Source organism: Lactobacillus sp. CA30L (assembly GCF_059900845.1).
The window spans coordinates 1-5,933 of sequence record NZ_JBWXGB010000014.1; the positions used below are offsets into that span (position 1 = coordinate 1).

The following is a 5,933-nucleotide window of genomic DNA, read 5'->3' on the forward strand; positions in this document are numbered from 1 at the left end:
CTCCGATCTATTTGAGTTTGGTAAATAAATAATATCAGGGCCAAGACAAAATGTATACGAAAAAAGGCGTTGAGTTCAACGTCTTTTTTTGTTGGTCCGGGAAATAGTTTTTTCCCAGACTCTTTTGATATTTTTTTCTTATGTTTTGAAAGTATCGTTTACGATAGTTCCTTTTACGATATTGGCCCATTCTATTCCTTTCTATTTAAAAGCAGCCTTAAAGCCAAAATGACGCTTTCCTTTATAAACGTAATTCTTGAGTTTCCCCATTACCGAATACGACTTGCCGCTTTTACTAGTGGCCTGGACCGTGATTTCTTCGCCCTGTAACAATTGCTCAGTTTCTTCCGACGTAAAGATATGCGTGCCAAATTGCTTTTTAAAGGTTACTTGCTTACCTGTTGGTACAAATGTGCCCGTAACATAACCTTCACTCTGTGTTTTATCTGGTAAGTTAGGTTTAAAGCCGACAAATTTGTAGCCTTTATACATTTGTTCTGCAAGCTTGCCGCTAACTTGACCCCGTTCTGTGTCAATCGTGATTGTTTTATCCGCAAAAAGCTGCGTTAACTCGCTTTGGGTAAAACTATGGTCACACCATTTGGTCTTGATTGCGACTTCTTGTCCCTGCCAGTTCCCCGTAACTTTGGGCACGTTCATTACCTTTTGTACTTTGGCCCACTCCTGTTTAGCCTTTTGCAATTGCGGAGACGAAGCCAAAGCGGCCTGATTATTTAGCATTGCTTGCTTATCATGGTTAACAATCTGCGCCATCGTATTGGGCACAGTCATCATCGGCATTTTTAGCTGGCCGACCTGATCCATCGCCTCTTGCAGTTTCAGAGTCACGGTTGGACTAGCAATTTGCGTGTGTCTGCTAATCATTGCTTGAATCAAACCAACACTAGTAAGAGTATATTTCTCGTTTTTGTTCTCAATTAATTTGCCTTTACCAGTTGACATTTCCGCCAGCGTTGACTCTTGCGTAGCACCAGTGCCAATATTGTGTTTTGCTAAATAGTTGACGACGAATAGGTGCCCTGGGGCTTGCGGCTTAGGATTCTGCCCCTCGAAGACAAACGGGCTAACTTGACCTTCAAATCGATTGGTGGACACTTCTTCATCTGGATCTTGCAGGGCGTCAAAGTTGAAAATGTCTTTGTAGCCTTGGTCTTGAGGTATTTTGATACTACTCTTAAAGTCTGGATATGATGATAAGCAAGCTTCAATTTGTTTGTAGGTATAGTCATCACCCAGAATTGCCAGGAAAGAACGTGCCAGTGTTTCATAGATTATTCTTCCACAGCGTCCATATTCTTGCTCTACCTGATTCAAGCTTTCGGGAACATTGGGGCCAGGACGGTTAGCACCGTGATCTGCCTTTTTGATTAAAAACTTTGGCCGACAGGTTGTTTGGGTTAGTAGCTGCGGATCAATGTTGACTGCTTTAGCAATCTTAGGAGCAAGGGGCAGCAATTCATTAAAGTCTTCCTGGGTAATCTTCCTATCGGCCGTCCTAGGGTAAGATACGACGTTATTTTGATACATTTTTTGATAGGTTTTAAGGACCTGTTGAGACTGGAAGCCCTGCTTTCCAACAACCACCGAAAGGTGACTGAGATCGAGCATTTGGGGTGGAGCCTGGTGTTTTAAAGTTTCACTGGTAATCTGGATAGCAGAAGGCGTTAAAGCAGCTGCTGCCTGCTTAGCAAGAGCTTGCTGCTCATAGTGTTGACCAGCCGGATTTTTGAAAACATGGTAGGCTGCATCTTTAAAACGAACCTCGTAGAACGGTTTTTTGACATAATTGTTCCGGGCTTCAATCTGGTGATTGATTAAACCGATGATTACTGACTTAAGGCGCCCTAGAGCTTGCCTTCTGACGTTGTAATCTGCTGTTCGCTCAGCAATTAATGCTATTCGGGAAAGCTGCATTGATAAAAAGTCAAAGCGTTCACGTGCTATTCCTTTTTGGTATGCGCCGTATGTTTTTTTATCGCTTACATCAGTGAGTGTGGCCAAAGCCTTCTTTAAAGATTTGGGCGACTCATCCACAAAGCGAGCGCGTAGAATAGTCTTATGCCAGCCGATATAATCAATTATTTCTTGACCAAGGACGTCGCCTTCACCCGATGGATCGTCATCGGTTGCGATAATAATCGCATCGTGGCCATTGGCAGCTTTTTTGATGCGATCAAGTGTCTCTTTAGCATCTTTTTTGGGCTGCTTTTCCCAAGTAAAATCAGCAGGATTCCAGGGGAAATTAGCCAAATCAGTCCAATCTTTATACTTGGCAACCTTGTCTGGTGCAACCATCTCATGAGGCTCTTTTAGCTCCAATAAGTGACCATGTGCTGCGACAATATCGTAGCTATCTGTTCCGGAGCTACCGGGTATTAAAGTGATAAAGCCACTAAAGCCGCCTAAAGCTTCAGCAAAATGCCGCGCTGCAGAAGGCTTTTCAGTTAATATTAAATATTTCAATGCGTATCCTCCCATAAATAAAAAAATCCAACATTGTTGGATTGTATAATAAAAATTTGAGAGCTACTAAAGCTCAAGATCATCGTCACGATCAAGCCCCTGCTGCTCTTTGTTCTGTTGTTCAGCGTACTTTTTAGCAAGTTCAGCTTGACTGTCGGTTGGTTTTGACTGCTGTTTTTTCTTAGCAGCTTCATATTCTTTCTGTAGTTTATCCCAGTCAAGTTGACTGTTTTTGAAGTCTTTTTTAGCTTCCTCTTCATTTTTTTTAGCAAATTGCAGACTTAAAATTCGCTTTTTTAGCTCTTTTTCTACATAATCAGCGATCAAATTTCTAAATGGTTGAGGATCATTATTGGGCTGTTGAGAAGCAGCTAATGCTTTCATGTATTGCTTTCGTGCTGGTTTAGATGGATTAACGTTAATTACTGGATAACCATTTTCGGTTAAGACTAAGTTCATTAGCAATCGAGCCGTACGGCCGTTGCCGTCTTTAAACGGGTGGATAGTAACAAATTTTTGGTGCAAGTCGGTCGCATACTGTACCGGGTGCAGCTTGTCTTGTGCTTCATTACTCCATGCTTGTAACTGTTGCATTTTCTCGGGTATTTCATAAAAGTGGGCGTAAGGCCGCGATTCTGAACCATAAGGGTAAACATCAATGTTGCGATACTTACCGGCTTCTTCTTGAGGCTGAATTGTTGCTAAAGTTGCAATGCGGTTCAAATTTCTAATATCTTCATTCCTGATTGGTTGCTTTTTGGTCGCCAGGTCCTGCATGTAACTGTATGCTTCGTTTAAGTTAATAATCTCCAGCGTTTCCTTAATGGTCTTACCATGAATGGTTGCGCCTAGCCCGCCATTAAGAATCTCGGCAGTTTCAGCTTCGGTCATCGTATTGCCTTCAATTGCGGCCGAAGACCACACGTGCTCAATCCTAATATTTTGTTCGAGCTGCTTAACTTCAAGCGGGGATAATGGTCTGTAGGTATCCATCTTATTTTTTAAGTTTGTAATTGCAGCTAATTTTTGGTCATATTCCATTGTGATACCTTCTTAATTTAAATTAATATTTTTGGCCAACTAAAGCTCAAGTCCATCGTCACGATTAAGACTAGACTGCTTATTTTGTTTGTCCTGCTTAGAAGATTTAATTAACTCTTTAAATTCGGCAATAGTTTCTTTTTCTTCGGCAGCCGATAATTCCTGATTCTTATGTTTCGCCCGCGCCTGCAAGTTTGGCTCCATACCGGAAATACCATTTTGATACGTCCAGTCCTTGAGGTCGGTCATATCATTTGAAAAGTAATAATCAGCCAGCTTTTGCTGCCACGTTGGCCACTTGTCAAGCGGCACGTTAATCAGACCGGCTCCGTTATCAATCATTATCTTGTTAGCCGCAATTGTGGCGGTCCGCTTGTTGCCGTCGTAGAACATTTGTTGGCGCATATTATGATACATCAGAGTTAGTGCCTTATCGGTGGCGGAGCGATCACTGGCTAGCAGCTGCTTTAAATATTCCTGTTCCTGGTCTTCTTCAACCATAGGCGTTTCAAACTCGCCCCGGTAAGTTTCCACACCGCCTGAACCATTGCGCAAATATCCTGGAAAGGCCGCCGTATCGCGTGCAACAATCGCATTAATCTGCTTTTCCATGTTTAAGTCCAGGGGCTTTTTTTCATTGATAGCAAACTGCCAGCCCCGCTTTAGTTGAACAATGATATTAATATCATCAATTGGAACTCCGTCAACACCCAGACCATCAATGATTGTCTGGGTTTGCGGCATGGTGGTAGTCAGGCCTTCAAAGCGTGAGTTAGTGAAGACCAATTTGGTTAAATTGGTTTTGGCAAAGCGTCTATTTTCTTCAGGCGTTAGCCTAAATTTGTCTTCATACTTCAATTGATTTATCCTGCTTTCTAATCTAATTCAAGGCCTTCATCTTGATCAAACTCCTGCTGCTCTTTGCCATACCTATTAGCTAATATAGTAAAAGCATTCTCTCGGCTAGGCATATTTTGAATCTTAATTAATTGCGCAATTCGTCCCACATCGGCGTTATTTTGTGCTTGAATCATCTCTTCATTTTTTCGTGGGTAGTCAATCACTTGGCCATGGTTTGCTGCATAGGCAGAAAGAAAAACTTTACAGCTCCGGCCGTTGCCCTCTCTAAACGGGTGCATAAAATTGATTTCATCTAATAGTTTAGCGTAATCCTCAGCTGCTAAAGCCCTCTTTTCGGGCTGATTATGCATGATGTTATTAATATTGGTTTCCGCATACCCAAATCTTGAATGGTCAAAAAAATCATAGCCGTTTTTTTGGAAATTACCCGGTCGGTATTTTCCGGCCCAATCATATAAACGGCCAAACATGATTTTATGAACCTTTTTTATATCCTGAATATTTTTAATTTGGGGCTTGGAGTGGAGAAAAATTGCTGCTCTCCGCGTTGCTTTCAAATACTCTACTTGTTCAAGCTTTTGCTGATCCCGAATATGATATTTGTTTTTCAAAACGCCGTTAGGGTACAGCGTATCTTGTATCCAGTCACTCATTGTTACTATCCCAAATTGCAGCAATTTCCTTAACTTCTTCTGGATCAGGGTTTACAACTCCGTCCAGGACGGCTTGAATATTCTCCTTAGTGGGGTTCCAGCCCTCTAAATGACTAGCTTCTACTACTCCCCGGATTTCAAAATACATTTCTTTATCTGGTATAAAGACGCCCTGAATGGTCTGCGCGTCATCATCAATTTCTAAATTATATGATTGTGGTTTTAACATGTTTAATAAATCACCCGCTCTTTTATCTAAACCGACCGCAAAGGCGTCAAGAATTCTGATTGACCAAGCTTCAATAGGCCTAGCAATTGCTTTTCTTAGTGTACTTTCTGAAACGTGACTCTTTTCGGCAACTTCCCTTACCGAAACGTGTTTATTATTCAGTAGTTTTGTAATTGTTGCGCTCATTTTAAAATGCTCATTTCTAAAAATATTTCCTAAATATATTATACCATATTTGGAAATATATATTCCATTTATGGAAGTGTCTTAATGCGAAACGTATATCTGTTGAAGTTCTAGACCTTCATCTTGAACTGGATTTTGCTGTTTAGCATACATAGCGGCTAGCTGTTTTTGGGTCATGGTTCTTGTTCTAATCGACAACTTTTGAGGATCCTTAACCCCAATAAATAATTGCATATTGCTAGAATATCGTAGCTATTTTTCTCAGAACACCAGAGAATTAAATTAATGAAACTGCTAAAATTGCCTAAAGTTTCGGTAAATTGTCTCAAAATAGAGCATTTTTTAGCCAAGCAAAGAGTCTGGGAAAAAACTAGATCCTTTGACTTAATAAACTAAAGCAGGCAAACCACTTTTTAGTGATTTGCCTGCTTTTTGTCTCTACTGAATTGCGGTTGATGGTCCCAGCTGCCCCTTGGGGC

At 41.1% G+C, this 5,933-nt stretch carries 5 protein-coding genes; all 5 read right to left on the bottom strand.

Features of this window, described 5'->3' with window-relative positions; translation table 11 throughout:
- Positions 1 to 201 precede the first annotated feature (201 nt).
- Positions 202 to 2,484 carry a DNA topoisomerase gene (locus AC2JF8_RS09180; protein WP_500762792.1) on the bottom strand — a complete coding sequence of 761 codons (2,283 nt, stop codon included), beginning with the start codon at positions 2,482 to 2,484 and terminating at the stop codon, positions 202 to 204.
- A 66-nt stretch (positions 2,485 to 2,550) separates the two neighbouring features.
- The gene (locus AC2JF8_RS09185; protein WP_500762793.1) at positions 2,551 to 3,525 is read right to left on the bottom strand and encodes a Fic family protein; all 975 of its coding nucleotides are present in this window, start codon (positions 3,523 to 3,525) and stop codon (positions 2,551 to 2,553) included.
- 39 nt (positions 3,526 to 3,564) lie between these two features.
- Complete coding sequence (locus AC2JF8_RS09190; protein ID WP_500729658.1) at positions 3,565 to 4,383, bottom strand: Fic family protein; 819 nt, start codon at positions 4,381 to 4,383, stop codon at positions 3,565 to 3,567.
- 17 nt (positions 4,384 to 4,400) lie between these two features.
- Positions 4,401 to 5,039: a Fic/DOC family protein gene (locus AC2JF8_RS09195; RefSeq protein ID WP_500729657.1), complete on the bottom strand. Its 639-nt coding sequence runs from the start codon at positions 5,037 to 5,039 to the stop codon at positions 4,401 to 4,403.
- Positions 5,032 to 5,454 (bottom strand): helix-turn-helix domain-containing protein, encoded by a 423-nt coding sequence (locus tag AC2JF8_RS09200; RefSeq protein WP_500729656.1) that lies wholly within the window; start codon positions 5,452 to 5,454, stop codon positions 5,032 to 5,034. Before AC2JF8_RS09200 ends, AC2JF8_RS09195 begins: the two co-directional genes overlap by 8 nt.
- Positions 5,455 to 5,933 lie beyond the last annotated feature (479 nt).